14 protein-coding genes and 1 tRNA gene are annotated in these 15,270 nt (G+C 39.4%); 7 read left to right on the forward strand and 8 right to left on the reverse strand.

What is annotated here, in order from left to right:
- Positions 1-589 precede the first annotated feature (589 nt).
- Positions 590-2,836, forward strand: a complete 2,247-nt coding sequence (locus tag A5482_RS05925; RefSeq protein ID WP_069790819.1) for a ribonuclease R family protein — start codon at positions 590-592, stop codon at positions 2,834-2,836.
- A gap of 148 nt (positions 2,837-2,984) precedes the next feature.
- Here the strand turns inward: A5482_RS05925 and rplA are convergent, their stop codons facing one another.
- The 6 genes from rplA to rplS form a co-directional block, all read right to left on the reverse strand.
- The gene (gene rplA / locus A5482_RS05930) at positions 2,985-3,698 is read right to left on the reverse strand and encodes a 50S ribosomal protein L1 (RefSeq protein ID WP_069790820.1); all 714 of its coding nucleotides are present in this window, start codon (positions 3,696-3,698) and stop codon (positions 2,985-2,987) included.
- Positions 3,699-3,855: 157 nt separating this feature from the next.
- Positions 3,856-4,281: a 50S ribosomal protein L11 gene (gene rplK / locus A5482_RS05935; protein ID WP_015223542.1), complete on the reverse strand. Its 426-nt coding sequence runs from the start codon at positions 4,279-4,281 to the stop codon at positions 3,856-3,858.
- A gap of 18 nt (positions 4,282-4,299) precedes the next feature.
- Positions 4,300-4,914: a transcription termination/antitermination protein NusG gene (nusG, locus tag A5482_RS05940; RefSeq protein WP_069790821.1), complete on the reverse strand. Its 615-nt coding sequence runs from the start codon at positions 4,912-4,914 to the stop codon at positions 4,300-4,302.
- The gene (gene secE, locus A5482_RS05945) at positions 4,914-5,144 is read right to left on the reverse strand and encodes a preprotein translocase subunit SecE (RefSeq protein WP_069790822.1); all 231 of its coding nucleotides are present in this window, start codon (positions 5,142-5,144) and stop codon (positions 4,914-4,916) included. The genes nusG and secE overlap by 1 nt, the downstream gene beginning before the upstream one ends.
- 108 nt (positions 5,145-5,252) lie before the next feature.
- Positions 5,253-5,325, reverse strand: a tRNA-Trp gene (locus tag A5482_RS05950).
- A 118-nt stretch (positions 5,326-5,443) separates the two neighbouring features.
- The gene (gene rplS / locus A5482_RS05955; RefSeq protein WP_069790849.1) at positions 5,444-5,851 is read right to left on the reverse strand and encodes a 50S ribosomal protein L19; all 408 of its coding nucleotides are present in this window, start codon (positions 5,849-5,851) and stop codon (positions 5,444-5,446) included.
- An 807-nt stretch (positions 5,852-6,658) separates the two neighbouring features.
- Here rplS and A5482_RS05960 point away from each other — a divergent pair.
- Together A5482_RS05960 and A5482_RS05965 are read left to right on the forward strand one after the other, a co-directional pair.
- Positions 6,659-7,840, forward strand: coding sequence for a DUF4214 domain-containing protein (locus tag A5482_RS05960; RefSeq protein WP_141712675.1), 1,182 nt, complete (start codon positions 6,659-6,661; stop codon positions 7,838-7,840).
- A gap of 291 nt (positions 7,841-8,131) precedes the next feature.
- Positions 8,132-8,566 (forward strand): hypothetical protein, encoded by a 435-nt coding sequence (locus A5482_RS05965; protein ID WP_141712676.1) that lies wholly within the window; start codon positions 8,132-8,134, stop codon positions 8,564-8,566.
- A 63-nt stretch (positions 8,567-8,629) separates the two neighbouring features.
- Here the strand turns inward: A5482_RS05965 and A5482_RS05970 are convergent, their stop codons facing one another.
- Positions 8,630-9,370: a lipoyl protein ligase domain-containing protein gene (locus A5482_RS05970; RefSeq protein WP_069790825.1), complete on the reverse strand. Its 741-nt coding sequence runs from the start codon at positions 9,368-9,370 to the stop codon at positions 8,630-8,632.
- A gap of 180 nt (positions 9,371-9,550) precedes the next feature.
- On the opposite strand from A5482_RS05970, the gene A5482_RS05975 reads away from it, so the two are divergent.
- Both A5482_RS05975 and A5482_RS05980 read left to right on the forward strand, forming a co-directional pair.
- Entirely contained in the window at positions 9,551-9,907 is a 357-nt protein-coding gene (locus A5482_RS05975) for a DUF1815 family protein (RefSeq protein WP_069790826.1), read from the forward strand.
- A gap of 186 nt (positions 9,908-10,093) precedes the next feature.
- Entirely contained in the window at positions 10,094-12,571 is a 2,478-nt protein-coding gene (locus tag A5482_RS05980) for an endonuclease MutS2 (RefSeq protein WP_069790827.1), read from the forward strand.
- On the opposite strand, the gene A5482_RS05985 is transcribed toward A5482_RS05980, so the two are convergent.
- A complete protein-coding gene (locus A5482_RS05985) occupies positions 12,552-12,914 on the reverse strand; it encodes a nucleotidyltransferase family protein (protein ID WP_069790828.1) in 363 nt (120 codons plus the stop codon). The genes A5482_RS05980 and A5482_RS05985 overlap by 20 nt on opposite strands.
- A 221-nt stretch (positions 12,915-13,135) precedes the next feature.
- Between A5482_RS05985 and A5482_RS05990 the strand changes: the two genes are divergently transcribed.
- Positions 13,136-13,444, forward strand: coding sequence for a hypothetical protein (locus A5482_RS05990; RefSeq protein WP_069790829.1), 309 nt, complete (start codon positions 13,136-13,138; stop codon positions 13,442-13,444).
- 100 nt (positions 13,445-13,544) lie between these two features.
- Entirely contained in the window at positions 13,545-15,143 is a 1,599-nt protein-coding gene (gene murJ / locus A5482_RS05995) for a murein biosynthesis integral membrane protein MurJ (RefSeq protein ID WP_446684823.1), read from the forward strand.
- The last annotated feature ends 127 nt before the right edge of the window (positions 15,144-15,270 follow it).

Consider the following 15,270-nt stretch of genomic DNA (forward strand, 5'->3'; position numbering starts at 1 on the left):
TAATTCCACAAAATCCTTCAAGCTACCATTTCTTAAGGGTCAAAAATAGGCTATAGTATTAATTTAAGAATAAAAATAGCATTGTGGACATCATTAGCATCAACCATAATCATTAATAAAACCGTTGTTTAAAGAAAATAACTTAGTCTTTTCGCACTATGGTTAATGTGATGTGAATGTTTCGTCAATCAAAGTTAGTTTATCGAAGGAGTTTTATTTCAGAAAAAAAGCCCAGCGACTTCTATGTTTTATATCTAAATTGATTAACAGTATTTTAGTTAAGAAATATTCCTCATGGCTCAAACTTTTTTAACTGTAAAATCATCAATAAAGATAAATTTTTCTGGATGAATATGCTACACCAAAGATATAACTTTGATTTTTATATCTTAGTAAATACGTTACTTTGATTAAGTAAAACCTTTAATTTTCAAGGGTTAAGCTAATTTTATTCCTCTAGGATGTGTCAAACTGTTTTTAATTTTCTTATCTATTCTTATGAGTTAAAAATAGTTTTCAAAAGACACTATTAACCTAGTTAAATTGACTGTAAAAGAACACTATTTAGACATTGACAGGATTATAATAAATGGAATTTTCAATCGCTACAATTCTTTCTCACCTAAGTCAAGATAAGCTGGTGGCAGGGAAAGTATTAGAAAAAAAACTGGGTTGTGAAGAACCTGAAGAACTAGAAAAACTACAAATTGCCCTCGATGTCCTAGAAAAAGTTGGCGTAGTAACCAAGGAGTTTGGCAAGTATCGCCGAGTGTCGGAAGCCGATGTAGTAGAAGCAAAGCTACGTTGTTCGAGTAAGGGTTTTTGCTTTGCTATCCAAGATGAAGAGGATGCCGATGATATTTATATTAGAGAAAGTCACCTCAGTAATGCGTGGAATAGCGATCGCGTTTTAGTCAAGATTATCAAAGAAGGTACGAGAAGAAGATCCCCTGAAGGAGAAGTAAAATTAATCACTGAAAGAGCCAATCCTTCAGTATTAGCGAGGGTTGTGGAAGATAACTCAGAATATCATGCTGTGCCGTTAGACGATCGCCTTTTATTCGAGGTAAAACTGAAAGACGAACCAGAATCCATCTCTGAAGCCATCAATCACCTTGTCCATGTGAACGTTTTAAGGTACCCCATCGGACAAAATCCCCCTATGGGTAAAGTAATGCGGGTGTTGGGAAGTGACGCAGAAGAAGCGGCAGACACCGACATTGTTTCCTCCAAGCATGATTTACCCCACGAATTTTCCGAGAAAATTTTTAGAAAAGCCGATGAAATTTCCCCAGATTTTGGTGAAGAAGAATTAGCAAAACGCATGGATTTACGGGATAAATTAACCATCACCCTAGAGCAAGATAACGTCGGGGAGTTGGATTTGTTGGTGGAAAATGCCTTCACCCTAGAACAAAATGAGGATGGAAACTGGTGTTTAGGGGTGCATATGGCGGATGTCACTCACTTCGTGCAGCCTGATACCCACATCGATAGGGAAGCTCGTAAAAGAGCCACCACGGTACATTTAGGAGATAAAATTATTCCCATGTTACCGCCCAAGGTGGAAAAATGTTGTTCCCTAGTACCCAATGAAGATCGTTTAACGGTGTCTATATTCATCACCTTTGACGATAAAGGGCAGGTGGTAGAGTACAATATTCATCCTAGTGTGATTAGGGTTGACCATAGATTAACCTATAAAGAAGTACAAAGTATCATTGGTTTGGGTAGTGCCAAGGCAGAATTGAAGGATGTTTTTCCCCTTCTCAATGAGATGTTTTTCACCCTTAGCCCCCTCGTCAAGGCGCAACGGTTACAAAGGGGTGGTTTTGATATTGCCCTAGATGATATTACCTCCTATTTCAAAGATGAAGGTAGAATAGGGGCGATCGCATCTTATTCCCAACTACCCGTACTATCATTAATGACAGAGTTAATGGTATTAGTAGGAAAATTAGTTGCCGAACATCTCCACGAATTAGGCTTACCCGCCATCTACTGCACCCAAGCCAAACCCGATTGGGATGAATTGGAAGACTTACTAAAACTCGTAGCCAACCTCAAACTAGACTTCAAGCTAGAATCCGAAGAAGACTTATTTCCCCTCGACTACTACCACCTTACCCAAGAGTTTAGTAAATCCGACTACGAAAAAGTCCTCAACTACCTCCTCCTTTGCTCCCTAAAATCTGATAAATATATCCAACATCCAGCCCCCCATTTTGGGTTGGCTTACCCCATCTATACCCACTGTGTATCCCCCGGACAACGCTATATTGACTTACATATTCAAAGAGTCTTAAAGGCATTATTTGAAAATGGGCGCGACAGAAGACACAGCAACGCCAAAAAAGGAGTAAACCTACATAGCAACTCTTGCCACGGAGATATTAACTGGAATGTCTTACCCCCTGCCATCCAAAGCAACCTGGAAGCAGATTTACACTCCCTTGTTACCCACCTTAACGAGCGCGAAAAAATCGCCCATGATGCTGAAAAAGACTTGGCAGGGTTAAAGAAAGCCGAAAAAATGAAAGATTGCACAGGTAAGGTATTCAGTGGCTTAATTACGGGGGTGCAATCCTACGGCTTCTTTGTACAAATCGAAGACTCCTTAGTAGAAGGATTAGTCCATGTTAGCTCCCTCAAGGATGATTGGTACGAATATCGAGCCCGTCACACCTGCCTCGTGGGCAGAAAAAACCGCACTGCTTACCGTCTGGGCGATAGAGTAGAAGTAGAAATTAAGAGCGTTGACTATTATCGCCAACAAATTGACCTCGTTACCGTGCGCGGTGGTAGTGATGCCGTAGATGCCGACTTTGAGGAGTAAAAATCAGTTATTTCCCCTTATTCAAAGCAATAGGGGGGATCTTTTTTTGATTTTTACTATCTTGTTATTAACCAAAATATAAAACTTTATATATTGACAAAAAAAAGGATGCTCCGAAGAACATCCTAATTATTAACTATAAAATCAATTAAACTTCGCTGAGTTTAAGATCTCTGAGGGAGTTAATATCAACCTCAATGGAAGGACCCATGGAAGAAGATACAAACACACTACGCCAGTAGCGACCTTTGGCACCAGAAGGACGGTTACGATCAACGGTTTCCTGTAATGCTTTGAGGTTAGCCAGTAAATCTTCTGCACTAAAGGAAGACTTACCAAATAGAATGTGAACAATCCCCGTGCGATCGGCTCTGAATTCTAATTTACCAGCCTTAAATTCATTGATAGCCGAAGGTAAATCCGTAGTAACAGTACCACCTTTAGGAGAGGGCATTAAACCCTTAGGACCTAGGACACGACCTAATTTAGCGATTTTAGGCATCATGTCAGGGGTAGCGATTAATACATCAAAATCCATCATTCCTTTTTGGATTTCTTCGATCAAATCTTCTTCACCGTAAATGTCAGCCCCTGCTTCACTGGCTTCTTTTACCTTTTCCCCTCTGGTAATAACGGCAACCTTAACGGTTAAACCTGTACCTTTGGGAAGACTTACGGTGGTTCTTAGTTGTTGGTCAGTATATTTAGGGTCAATACCTAAACGAATGTGAACTTCCGCACTCTCATCAAATTTTGCGGTGGCGGTTTCTTTTAATAAATTTAGGGCTTCTAAAGGTTCATAAGCTCTAGGCTCAACCTTTGCCAATGCCTCTTTGTATCTACGACTTAATTTTTTACTCATTTATGTGTCTCCTTTGGGTCAATTAACGAAGTTAGCACTTCTCCCCTTAATAATTTTTCTTAGTTTTGAGGACTCAATAGTTAACAAAGGTCTTCAAAATAGTTAGTTTATAGGTTGGGATAATTTGCTTAAATAATTTACTGGGTAAAAACAATAATTACTCAGCTACGGTAACACCCATATTACGGGCAGTTCCTGCAATAATTTTCATAGCTGCTTCAATGTCATTAGCATTCAAGTCAGGCATTTTAGTTTGAGCAATTTCTCTCAATTGATCTTCAGTAATTTGAGCTACTTTTTCACGGTTAGGCTCCTTAGAACCTTTATCAATACCTACTGCTTTTTTGATTAATACAGAGGCAGGAGGTGTTTTGAGAATGAAAGTAAAACTACGATCTTCATAAACAGAAATCTCCACAGGAATAATCATCCCTGCTTGGTTAGAGGTTTGGGCATTATATTCTTTACAAAATGCCATGATATTTACCCCATGCTGACCGAGGGCAGGACCTACGGGGGGAGCGGGGTTTGCCTTACCTGCGGGTAAAGCGAGTTTGATTAGTGCAACGACTTTTTTTGCCATCGTTTATTCCTTTTATTTTTATCCTTGTTTTTCTACTTGATTAAATTCGAGTTCTACGGGGGTATCTCTACCGAAGATTGACAGTAGGGCTTTAAGTTTGTTCTTATCACCGCTCACTTCGATAACTTCCCCCGCAAAGTCTTTGAATGGTCCACTGAGTACCAAAATTTGATCACCAATTTCCATATCAATTTTGACCACGGGTTCAGCATCATCCATTTGTTTAAAGATGCGATTTACCTCGGAGAGTGATAGGGGCAAGGGCTTTACATGACCTCGACCTCTGCCGACAGCCCGTCTTTGTTCTGCACCGACAAAGTTGATGACGTTGGGAGTATTTTTGACCATCTGCCAAGCATGATCATCTAAGACCATATTTACGAGGACATAGCCAGGTAAAACTTTTTCTTCACTTTGGTAGCGGCTTCCATCCTTACGGACTTTAACACTAGGGCTTTGGGGAATTCTCACCTCAAGAACTCTATCAGCTAGATCGAAGCCGTGGATTCTTTGTTCAATGTCGGTTTTAACTTTTTTTTCACAACCTGCGGAAACTTGTACTACGTACCAGCGGGGTTTACCCACTGCCACAGTTTTTTTCTGCTCGGTATCGTTTTCCGAGTATAAACCCATTAAAACACCTTCCCAGCTGACCAGCTAAATATATTATCAACTAAATAGATTACCGTAGCTACCACTGTCACCATTAAGATTACGGCTACAGATTCACTAACGAGTTGTTGACGGGAGGGCCAAACAACTTTGGTTAATTCTTGTTTAGTTTCTTCGATGAAGGTTGCTCTATCGCTTTTAGAGCCTTCAGCTTCTTTGCCTTTTTGCTTAATAGTTTCTTTGTTGGTCATGATGACTCCTTATATTTACCTACGACGATTACTTGAGCGATTTTATCTCACCCTTGAATCTTTATTATAAGGTCACTTAAGCACAACATTATTAACCTTTCTTACCAACACGTCCTAGAGGACTTGAACCCCTGACATTCGGTTTTGGAGACCGACGTTCTACCAACTGAACTAAGGACGTATATTTAGATACTATAACTAACTTTAGTTTTATTTGTCAAGTATCAAAGCTCCTGAAATGGTTTCAGTCACTGTTGGTGTTTTTGGTTAACTCTGGTGTTTAAGATGACAAGGTGAAACTATTTAGCTTTAGTTTTGGTTTTAGTTTTAGCTACCTTTTCTATAGGGCGATCGAAACGTTGTTTGATTCTGGTGGCCTTACCAACTCTATCTCTGAGATAGTATAGTTTAGCTCTTCTAACCTTACCTCTACGGATTACTTGGATGTCCGCAATTTTGGGAGAGTGTAAAAGGAATACCCTTTCTACTCCTACTCCTTGGAAGATTTTTCTGACGGTAATGGTTTCGTTAATTCCACCATTACGCATGGCAATTATAGTTCCCTCAAAGGGCTGTACTCTTTCTTTACCACCTTCTTGAATACGAACACCTACTTTAATGGTGTCGCCGACGTTAAGGGATGGTAATGAGCCTTTCTCTTTCATATAATCCGCCTCGATAGACTGGATTATGGCTTTTGCATTTATAGACATCGATTTTTTATTTGTCCAAAACTCACAATTTATCATCATAGCTTTTTTCTGGACTTGTTGTCAATATCTTGTGGCTGTAATTTTGTAAGTCTAAATTGAACAAGATATTTGCTCCTCATTCTCAAAATTTTCACTTAAATTTCAAATGAAAAAAAATTATCTTCAATAATTTGAGATTGTATTGGTTTAAATGTTATTTTTTCAAATACAATCATAAACAGAACTGATCATATTGATCATAAATCCAAAAATTTTGACAGAAAATGTAAAATGACTACTTCAGGAACGGTATTACGCGGTGAATTTGACCAAAACGATTTTTTTAGAACTTTCAATACGGTTACTAATACAAGATTTCTGGCAAGGGCAGTAGATGAATTTGAGTTTAAAATAAATGAAATTGCTGATGTTGAGGTTTTAACAACGAGGATTGTCAGTTTTAACGCTACCAGCACCATTAACAAAAAATTAGTTTTAGTGGATCCTAGTAATAATTCTGTACTAAACTTAAATATTAACGATAAAAACGTCTCACTGCTAGATAATAAACTAAAAGTAGGACAAAACTATCGGTTATTGATCGTTGGTCGAGGCGGTAATGATCAAGAATTTGATTTTTCAGAGCCTATCAGTTACAACATGGGTGTCACTTTCGATGTTGGATCTCAGAACGAGCCTTTACCATTTACATTTAACTCCAAGAGCAGCAAGTTTCAAACTATTGGAGATTCTAGCACAGCAAGTGTCAGTACCAATGGTGTTTTAGAAAGTTCCGACAAGCTTTTCATTGCTCAAAATGCATTGAATGGGTTTGAAGATAGTCAGCCTCAAAACCCGCCAAGAGTGGGTTACGCTGACGAATTTCGGTTAGTTACTTCTGGAGGTAGAGATTCTTTCTCCATTACTGTTACTGGTAATAATAATGACAGCAGTACACCTTGGGGAACAAAGAATAATGAACAAAGGGGTTATTTAAGTATTGCTAGACAGAGTAGTAACGGCAGTGTAGTTACTACAATTGACAGAACAGTTAAAGTTAATCTTCCTGGCCAACGTGTGTTTACGATCCCTGAAAACAGTTATGAGGAAGGAGATACTTTCAGAATTAAAATTGCAGGATTCGATGTAGATGAAGATAATAATCTAGGGTCGATCGCACCAGATGCAAGATTGGGCTATAAAATCGAGATCGAAAATAAGAATGCCAATCCAACAACGAAGTTTGAGCTACAGGAAAGAGTTTTCGTTCTCAATGATAATGGCGGTGGCACTGGTGGCGGTGGCACTGGTGGCGGTGGTACTGGTGGCGGTGGTACTGGTGGCGGTGGTACTGGTGGTACTGGTGGCGGTGATATTGTTGGCAGTACCCAAAATACCACTTTTACCTCAACTAATAATCCATTGGCATTAGAATCTGGAACAGTCCAGTTAGCTTATGTTGGTTATTATGGAAGACCCGCAGATCCTGCAGGACGTAATTTCTGGAATCAGGTTTTAAGAGACAACAACATATTTTATTCTCCACGGGGCGGAGTGACGCTAAATTCTTTGTCAGAAACTCAGAGGGCATTATACCAAGAGTTTATCGATGATTTTGGTAACTCTAGCGAGAGCGATCGTCTTTTTGGCGCATTGACTATAGATAGTCGAATCAATTTGGTTTATCGTAATGCTTTTAATCGTGATGTCGATACTGCAGGATTATCTTTCTGGCGCAATGCCATCAATCAGGAGGACGTGAGTTTACCTGCGATCGCATTAGAAATTGTATTAGGAGCAAGAGATACCGATACGATAAGAGTCAGAAATAAAATTACCAGTGCAGACTTATTTACAGATGCTCTTTTTGGCGGTTTAGAGAATCGCTACATTGGTTCAAATGCTGAAACCATAGGACGTAATTTCTTAGCAAACATTGATACCTCGGTAGCAACCACGAATCAAGTGTCTGCAGGGGTTAATAGCTTACCAATATTAGTGTAGGAGTTAGAGAGGGGGCAAGCCCCCTTTTTTTTCAGCGCACCTTAAATGGAAAAAAGAGAGGATGTATCATTACAAAAATTAACTGGGAATAATTATTTAATTCAGGAAAAAGAGAACTATAATTGGTTTAATTATTTAGCAATGATTGTATCTCAATCCCGATGAGATTTGCAAAAAAGGGGAGAATAACTGTCTTTTTCCAGTTAACGCAAATTCTCTCAAAAATATTTATCAGGGTTTAAATATTTTTTTACTGACGTAATCACTACTCAATTTAATTCAACTTTTACCATGACAAGACATACTATCAGAGGAAATAATAGATCCAAACTTCGCTCTCACAATCTTGAGGTATCTCGCACTAAATCGGCTCGTACAAGTTCATCCCCTCAAACAAAAAGGTACGCAGTTAAGAGTATGAGTAAAGAGACACAAACTCAGCAGATGAGGAAACAGCAATCTAATCATCAGGTAAAAAAATCTCAGAATTTGAAAAAGGTTTCCCCTAACTCAAAAGAGAAAAGTGACAATGGAGTTTTTAAATATTTAATCGTTATTACTTGTACCATCTTTACTTTCGGTAGTTTAGGCTTTGGTTATACTCTCAGATACGCCCACAAGTGGCAAAAGTTAATGATTAATAATTCTGATTTACACAACGCCATGACGAGAGGGCAAGAGGTTATTAAACAGGATATGATGAGAGAATTAAGAATCAATAATTAGGCTTTGATGAAAAAGTTTATTTGTTAAGGTTGGGAATATTTGAGGTAGGGAAAAATAACAACTCTAATGGAGAATATCCTTGGTTTCAATTTCAATTAATTTCCACTCTTTAGAGGAAAGAGGTTGATGGATAAATTCGGCGTTAAAATATTCTTGGGCAGCATTAAGGAGAGTTTCAATAATAGTGTCGATATTAGGAAAATTCTCTAACACAGCTTGGGGAGGCAAGGTATTAAAAACTTTCTTAAATAGCTCTGGGGTAGGATTTAAGAGCATTGAACCATGTTGAAGACTAAATTTACCCTTTTTTAGCTGGGCGCTGCCAATAAACTTATTTCCCTGACTATCTATTAAATCGGCGTTGGTAGAAAGGGCGAAGCAGTTGGATGATTTTAAATATTGTCGATGGGGTGCACCAAAAGAAAGGTTAACCCCTAATTTTTGCCAACCCATGATGAGAAACTGAGAAATCTGACGATAAACTTCATCTAAGTTACCCTCAAACTGAGAAGAAATTACTGCGTAGGTTAAATCTCCTTGGTGTAATACTCCTCTACCTCCGCTGGGGCGTTGGACTATATCTATTGATTTTCCGTGCCATTGCAGGTTATTCCAGTGGGGAGGATATTTTTTTTTCTGGCTAAATCCGAGGGAAATGGTGGGCTGATTCCACGTATAAAAACGCAGGGTGGGGGGATGATTATATTTTTGATGTTGGGTTAATAGCCATTTATCGATCGCCATTTGTTCCTTTCCTGAAAGGTTAAGCAAGGGGATAAAACGCCATTGGTGTGGTTGTTTCATGGCAATATTAGGAACGAAAAATAACTAAATGCGTCATATTTTAATTAATTAGGGTATGCTTAAATTGTTACCCAAAATATTAATCTTTGCATTTTTGAATCAAGATAACATATAATAAATTTGGCAAATCTTAAATTATTGTTAAGAATGTAAAGTAAGTTTACCCATAGGAGGTACTAAATGTTTATAAGACTTGCACAAGAGTATAGAGAATTTGTGAAGGATTTGGTGATGAATCTCCAAGCCTTAGCCATTGTTTTAGAGAAAAGAGGTTATATTGCATCCTGCTATACCTGTGGTACTCAGTTGACGAGCGCTTCTTTTATGGTTAGTTTGGGTGATAATCATCTAATCCGCTTTCTAGTTTCTGATTATGGTATTACATGGACTGAAATGCAAGATGACCGAGAATTGATGAAGCTAGAAGGGGCAGAGGCTATCAGTCAGTTAGAGGAGTTGGCGAATCTTGTTAAGTATCAAGTAAAATCCTCGGAGAGTAAAGCACCTCGTTATGATCATAGTTTGCTAGTGGGTTAATTTATAGTTGATTTTGGTTAATTTTTTCTTGAGGGAATAGATTTAGAGGTCATTCTCTTGTGCAATAATTAAAAGTATGAATTGCCCATGGTAAATATGTTTGTGTCTGGGATAAATCCAGTTAACAGCTAACTATCACTATTAATTATCCATTCTCAATTATCAATTACCTTATCTATATTTGCTTTGATTGAACAAGAAACTTTCCGACTTTTAGAATGGCAAAGATTATGCCATCATCTTTCTAAATTTGCCGCTACAAAGTTAGGTGCGATCGCATCTAGCCACTTGACTGTACCCAAAACCCTGTCGGAAACCAAAAAGTTATTAGAGCAAACCAGAGAAGTATATCGCATCGAAACCAGTTTGAACCCTAACTGGTCATTTTCAGGTATCCACGACATTGGCGATGCCTTAGAGAGAGCAAAACTAGGGGGGATGCTTAAGGGGGATGAATTACTAAATCTTGCAACTACCTTGGCAGGAATTAGGAAATTAAGAAGGGTAATTGAAGAATTAGAAGACGCTCCTACCCTCAAAGAATTAGTCGAGACATTAAGAACTTTCCCCGAATTAGAGAAAGAAATTCACTATTGCATAGATGATCGTGGGGAAATCACAGAAAGAGCATCTCCCCAATTAGGAGAAATTAGGCAAAAAATTAAAGGTTTAAGAAGTAAAATACAACAAACCTTACAAAGTATTATCCAGCGCAACGGTAACGCCCTCCAAGAGCCTGTAGTTACCCAAAGGGGCGATCGCTTCGTATTACCTCTCAAGGCCTCCCATAGTGGGCAAATAACAGGCATTGTACACGATACCTCCACCACAGGATCAACCCTATACCTAGAGCCTAGAGCTATTGTGGACTTAGGCAACCGTCTGCAAACTAGCAGGGGGCAGGAAAAAAGGGAAGAAGAAAAAATATTACGGACATTAACCGAAAAAGTAGCCGAAGTATGGGAAGAATTAGAAGAGTTATTGGCGATCGCCACTGCCCTTGATTTAGCTACCGCCAAAGCCAGATATAGCCTTTGGTTAGAAGGAAATCCCCCCGAATTTGTTGATTTTTCCTCCCAAGAAAATATTGTCCTGCGTCAACTACGCCATCCCCTCTTGGTGTGGCAAGAGAAAAAAGAAGAAGGGGGAGCAGTAGTACCCATCGATGTTTTGATTAAACCAGACACAAGGGTAGTAGCCATCACAGGCCCCAACACTGGGGGAAAAACCGTCACCCTAAAAACCATTGGCATTACCGCCCTCATGGCAAAAGTTGGGCTATATATCCCCGCCAAAGATCCCGTGCAGATACCTTGGTTTGAGCAGGTTTTAGCCGATATTGGGGATGAACAATCCCTCGAACAAAATTTATCCACCTTTTCTGGACATATCCGCCGTATTATTCGCATTGTGGATGCTCTCAGAGCTTCTCAGCAGCCCGAAAATCCCGAAGATGAATCCCCCTCCCCCGAGCAAAAAGAGACAGTTAATAAGCTCTCAAAATCCCTTGTTTTACTGGATGAAGTGGGGGCGGGGACAGATCCCACCGAGGGGACGGCGATCGCCATTGCCATCTTAAAACACCTTGCCGAGCATAATTTATTAACCATTGCCACTACCCATTACGGGGAATTGAAAACCCTAAAATATAACGATAGTCGCTTTGAAAACGCCTCTGTGGAATTTGATGATGTGAGCCTGCAACCTACTTATAGAGTATTGTGGGGCATTCCAGGGCGCTCCAATGCCATCATTATCGCCCAAAGATTAGGTTTGCCCTCGGAGGTGATTGAGGATTCCCAAGAGTTGGCGGGGGGCTTTTCCCAAGATGTTAACCAATTAATTGGGGAGTTGGAAAACCAAAGAAGGGAGCAAGAGGACAAGCATAAACAGGCAGAAGAGTTGTTAATTAAAACCGAGCGTTTTTATCAGGAAGTAGAAGCCAAAGCCACCTCTTTACAGGATAGAGAAAGGGATTTAAAATCTCAACAGGAACAAGCGGTGCAAAAAATGCTCCTCGATGCCAAAAGCCAGATTGCTCAGGTGATTAAGGAGTTACAGAAAAAAGGTAATCCCACCGCCCAAGGGGCGCAACAGGCAAGGGAAAATCTGGAGAAAATTGGCGATCGCTTTTTAACCCCCATTAATAAATCCAAGAAAAAAGCTAGTTATAAACCCAAGGTAGGGGAGAGAGTAAGAATATTGAGTATCGGGCAAACTGCCGAAGTGCTTGATGTGGATGAAACAGGGGAACAGTTAACAGCTCGTTTTGGCTTTATGAAAATGGTACTACCGTTCACAGATATTGAATCTTTGGACGGTAAGAGGTTTGAGAAGGAAAAACCCCCTAAAACTGAGGTGAAACAAAAAGCCCCCAAGGTGCAAAATAATAATAAAGCTACTAAAACCACCGCAAGGATAAGGGTAGAAAAAAATACTGTGGATATTCGGGGGCAAAGGGTACACTTAGCTGAACCTGTGCTGGAAAAGGCGATCGCCTCTGCCACAGAATTAGGACTGTTATGGATAGTCCATGGTAAAGGTACAGGGAGTTTACGCACCGGGGTTCACGACTTTTTGCAACGGCATCCCCAAGTGAGTAAGTATGAAACAGCCCCCCGTAATGAAGGGGGTACAGGGGTTACTATTGCTTATTTGAAGTAGTTTTTTTCTCTTGGAAAGATTCTTGGATATAAAATATTTGTTTCGTTCCTAATATTTCTTTTTTTCGTAGCCAATTTTTACTATTTTCGATTGATTTTTTATTAATTAAATCGACTTTTCTACCTAATATAAGTTCTAATTCTCTTTGCATTTTTACTCGATCAAATAAGTTCCAATCAGCTTCGTTAGAAAATTTTACCAAACAATCAATATCGCTGTTTATATTAAAATCCTCCCTTAAAATAGAACCAAAAAAAGCAAACTCCACTATTTTCCATTTTTGACAAAAAAGAGCTATCTTTTTCCTAGGAATATAAATACTTTTGTTTATAGGTTTCCTCATTTATACATATAAAAAAAATGCCACTACTTAATTATGATGTGAAATATAGCTCAATGATTAAACTAGCTTAGTATTCAAGATAGTATCACCATTCCCTATTCCCTGCCCTAAATTACCCCACTTGTTCATTATGGACAGATAAATTTGACAGGGTGTCTTTTGACATAAAAACCTTTGGTATATATATTTTGGTCATCCTGATATTATACGTTTTACCCTCCATGAGACTAACCTTAAAAAACAAAAAACTAATTCAAATCGGTATTGCCCCCCACGATGGCATATTGTGCATTGGTATTTCCCCCCATGGTTTAATTTCCATCGGTGCTATTCCCCATGGCGTAATTTCCATTGGCTTAGTACCCATGGGAGTATTTTCCATTGGTTTGGTTTCTATGGGAATTTTTGCCCTCGGACAAGTTACCATGGGCGTTATGAGCTATGGAAGACAGGATATGAGTTTGATTAGATTAAACGTTGAACAACAAGAATCTGCTCCTATGAATCATGACCATCATGATCATCATTAAATAAAAATTGTTCATGGTTAGGGCTTAATTATTAATTTTACATTGTCAATTGTTCACAGTCCATCGATAATAGGTCAAGTCATAATATTCTTTTCTAGGCGTGAACAAAGGTAAAACAAGATCCATTGGCAATATTGCAGGAATTGTCGGCGTTGCAACTTTTATCAGTAAAGTAGTGGGGCTGGTAAGGGAGCAGGTAGTGGCAGCGGCTTTTGGGGTGGGAGCTGTGGCGAACGCTTACGCTTATTCCTATGTGATACCCGGGTTTTTATTAATCCTTTTGGGGGGGATAAATGGGCCATTCCACAGCGCTTTGGTAAGCGTATTGGCAAAACGAGATCAAAAAGAAGCAGCGCCCCTCATTGAAACAGTTACTACTTTGGTGACGGGTATTTTATTTATTGTCACTATTATTTTAGTGGTTTATGCTAGTCGTTTTATTGATTTAATCGCCCCTGGTTTAGATTCTGAGGTAAGGGCGATCGCCATTACCCAATTTCAAATCATGGCACCCCTCGCCATTTTTGCGGGTTTGGTGGGCATCGGCTTTGGTAGCCTCAACGCTTCAGATCAATACTGGCTACCGAGTTTAAGCCCCCTTTTCTCTAGCTTAACCACCATCATCGGGGTGGGGGGTTTACTCTGGTTTTTGGGGGGAGAAATAAACGATCCTGAATATTTGAGACTAGGGGGAATCGTTTTAGCATCAACAACCCTGTTAGGGGGTATATGGCAATGGTTAGCCCAACAAATAGCCCTGACGAAATCGGGCTTGAGTCGTTTTCGTTTACGGTTCGAGTTTGGTAGGGAAGGGGTAAAGGATGTGATGAAGGTAATGGTACCTGCTACCCTCTCATCGGGAATGTTACATATCAACGTCTATACAGACCTGTTTTTTGCGTCCTATTTGCCCAATGCGGCGGCGGCCATGCGTTACGCCAATTTTGTGGTTTTAACCCCTGTGGGCATCATTTCTAACGTGATTCTTGTACCTTTTTTACCCGTCTTCTCCCGTCTCACAGAGCCTGAAAACTGGGGAGAATTAAAACTAAAAATTCGTCAAAGTCTTGTATTAACGGGTTTAACCATGTTCCCTTTTAGTGCCATTTTTGTGGCATTATCACAGCCCATTGTCAGAATTATCTACGAAAGGGGAGTATTCCGTGCTGATGCTTCCTCCATTGTTGCCCCTGTATTACTTGCCTACGGTTTGGGGATGTTTTTCTATTTGGCGAGGGATGTTTTAGTGCGGGTTTTTTATGCCTTGGGGGATGGAAACACTCCTTTTCAGATTAGCATTTTTAATATTTTTCTTAATGCTTTCCTCGATTATGTGTTGGTGAGAAGTTTTGAGGTGCAGGGTTTGGTATTTGCCACCATTGGGGTTAATGTTATTTCCTTACTCATTTTCCTTGCTCTTTTACATCGTCGTCTCAATGGTTTGCCTTTATGGGAATGGGCTGGGGTGTTTGTCATCCTCGTGGTTGCTAGTATTATTTCTGGCTTTGCTTGTTGGGGTATCCATCAGGGTTTAGCTTCTTTTTGGGGTGACGAAAGTTTTATTTTACAATTTATCAATCTCTCTGTGGCTAGTGTAGGGGCGATCGCACTTTTCCTACTGATTGGCAAACTGTTAAAATTACCAGAGTTAGAACTTTTATTAAATAAAGTCTTAGAAAAAATAAAACGTAGTAAATAGAATTTATAACAAGGGGCTTAAGCCCCTTGCCCCCACACTTAAAATAATCTATCTAAATAGTAAATAAATCATGAAAAATATAATCTATAACAACAAGGGAATTAAGCCTCTTGTCCCATACTTGAAA

Source organism: Cyanobacterium sp. IPPAS B-1200 (genome assembly GCF_001747005.2).
Lineage (GTDB): Bacteria > Cyanobacteriota > Cyanobacteriia > Cyanobacteriales > Cyanobacteriaceae > Cyanobacterium.

Excerpts from the sequence above, each read along its gene's own strand:
- A5482_RS05970 (WP_069790825.1), bottom strand. The coding sequence starts at position 9,370 with ATGAAACAACCACACCAATGGCGTTTTATCCCCTTGCTTAACCTTTCA.
- A5482_RS05965 (WP_141712676.1), top strand. The coding sequence starts at position 8,132 with ATGACAAGACATACTATCAGAGGAAATAATAGATCCAAACTTCGCTCT.
- A5482_RS05975 (WP_069790826.1), top strand. The coding sequence starts at position 9,551 with ATGTTTATAAGACTTGCACAAGAGTATAGAGAATTTGTGAAGGATTTG.
- nusG (WP_069790821.1), bottom strand. The coding sequence starts at position 4,914 with ATGGGTTTATACTCGGAAAACGATACCGAGCAGAAAAAAACTGTGGCA.
- A5482_RS05990 (WP_069790829.1), top strand. The coding sequence starts at position 13,136 with ATGAGACTAACCTTAAAAAACAAAAAACTAATTCAAATCGGTATTGCC.
- rplK (WP_015223542.1), bottom strand. The coding sequence starts at position 4,281 with ATGGCAAAAAAAGTCGTTGCACTAATCAAACTCGCTTTACCCGCAGGT.
- A5482_RS05925 (WP_069790819.1), top strand. The coding sequence starts at position 590 with ATGGAATTTTCAATCGCTACAATTCTTTCTCACCTAAGTCAAGATAAG.
- A5482_RS05985 (WP_069790828.1), bottom strand. The coding sequence starts at position 12,914 with ATGAGGAAACCTATAAACAAAAGTATTTATATTCCTAGGAAAAAGATA.
- secE (WP_069790822.1), bottom strand. The coding sequence starts at position 5,144 with ATGACCAACAAAGAAACTATTAAGCAAAAAGGCAAAGAAGCTGAAGGC.
- rplA (WP_069790820.1), bottom strand. The coding sequence starts at position 3,698 with ATGAGTAAAAAATTAAGTCGTAGATACAAAGAGGCATTGGCAAAGGTT.